Below are 1,680 nucleotides of genomic sequence, written 5' to 3'. Positions count from 1 at the left end.
ACTTCGCTACGCGAAGTGAGCGAACCCCGCGCGCGCAGCGCGCCTTTTGGCGAACAAAAGAAAACCCGCTTTACGGGTTTCGCCAAAGTTACTTGCCGCCGGGCAACCCCCGGCCAGCAGCTCTCAGCAGAGGAAGGCGGTGGTGGAAGGAGGAGAGCGCGCCCGCTGGAGCAAGACCCGGCCCATCCCCCTCTGGGAGAAAGATAAGGCCATAACCCCACGCTTATCGCCTTATTTCGCGCCCGTATGGCTTGATAACCTTTATCTGAAGCACGTGGCGGGGAAAACGCCAACTTAAGTTTTCACCGCAAGCGGCCGATACCTACAGACAGACAGAAGACATCTCATCGATTTCCAAGGAGTGCATATGCACGAGACAAACAACAGCCCTGCGGCGGCCGGCAAGGCGCTGGAGTTCCTGGCCTTCACCCTGGGCCAGGAAGAGTACGGCGTGGACATCCAGAAAGTGCAGGAGCTGCGCGGCTACGACACGGTGACGCGCATTGCCAACGCGCCCGAACACATCAAGGGCGTGGTCAATCTGCGCGGCATCATCGTGCCGATCGTGGACATGCGCATCAAGTTCAACTTGGGCACGCCCAGCTACGACCAGTTCACCGTGGTGATCATTTTGAATATCGCCAACCGGGTAATGGGCATGGTGGTGGACAGCGTCTCGGACGTGATCACGCTCAGCCCCGAGCAGGTCAGGCCCGCGCCCGAGATGGGCGCGCTGCTGGACACCGAATACCTGATAGGCCTGGGCACGCTGGACGAACGCATGCTCATCCTGGTCGACATCGACAAGCTCATGTCCAGCAGCGACATGGCGCTGATAGAACGCGCCACGCTTTAAGCCCTTCAAACCCTGAAAGTTCGCACCCATGTCACTCAACAACATCAAGGTCGGCAGCCGCCTGGCGCTGGCTTTCGGCCTGCTTCTTTTCATCATGGCGGCGATTTCCGCCACCGGCGTCTGGCGCCTGCAGGGCCTGGCTGAGACCACCCACCAGCTGGGCACCATAGACAACGAAAAACTCAAGATGGCGGTGCAATGGCGCCAGACCATAGACCTGAACTGGGTACGCACCCGCGCCTCCATCATGGACGCCGACACCAGCCGCATCCCGCTGTGGCAGGCCGACATGGACAAGACCTCGGAAATCTCCAACGCCTCGCGCAAACGCCTGGCCGAGCTGGTCCAGACGGAAGAGGGCAAAAAACTGCTGGCCAGCATAGATGCCGCGCGCGAGGCCTACCGCACGCCGCGCGCCGCCGTGCTCAAGCGGCGGCAGGCCGGTGAGGACGTCACCGCCGTGCTGGAGCGCGAGCTCAAGCCGCTGGCCGAGGCCTACAGCGAGAGCATCCACAAACTCGAGGAACAGCAGCAAAAGCTGTATGACGCCGCGCTGGTGCGCGCCGAAGAGAACGCGGCCCAGGGCCGGCTGATCCTGGTCGTGGGCGCGGTGCTGGCTTTGCTGCTGGGCGCGGCGTCGGCCTTTGTGCTGACCCGCTCCATCACCGGGCCTTTGCGCCAGGCGGCGCGCAGCGCGCGCTTTATCGCCGACGGCGACCTGACCCAGCCTGTCCACAGCACGGGCCGCGACGAAGCCGCCGAACTGCTGCAGGCCTTGAAGATCATGCAGGACAAGCTGCTCGGCATCGTCGGCAATGTGCGCA

The 1,680-nt window shown here is 62.8% G+C and carries 2 protein-coding genes; both read left to right on the top strand.

Annotated elements, in window-relative coordinates; all coding sequences use genetic code 11:
* Positions 1-367: 367 nt before the first annotated feature.
* Positions 368-856, top strand: coding sequence for a chemotaxis protein CheW (locus tag PMI15_RS19065; protein WP_007873007.1), 489 nt, complete (start codon positions 368-370; stop codon positions 854-856).
* A gap of 28 nt (positions 857-884) precedes the next feature.
* Positions 885-1,680: MCP four helix bundle domain-containing protein (locus PMI15_RS19060; protein ID WP_007873005.1), on the top strand; the 796-nt coding region annotated here is incomplete at its 3' end.

Source organism: Polaromonas sp. CF318 (assembly GCF_000282655.1).
Taxonomy (GTDB): domain Bacteria; phylum Pseudomonadota; class Gammaproteobacteria; order Burkholderiales; family Burkholderiaceae_C; genus Polaromonas.
Note: the sequence above shows the minus strand (reverse complement) of the source record. Positions and strands in the feature narration are given on the sequence as shown.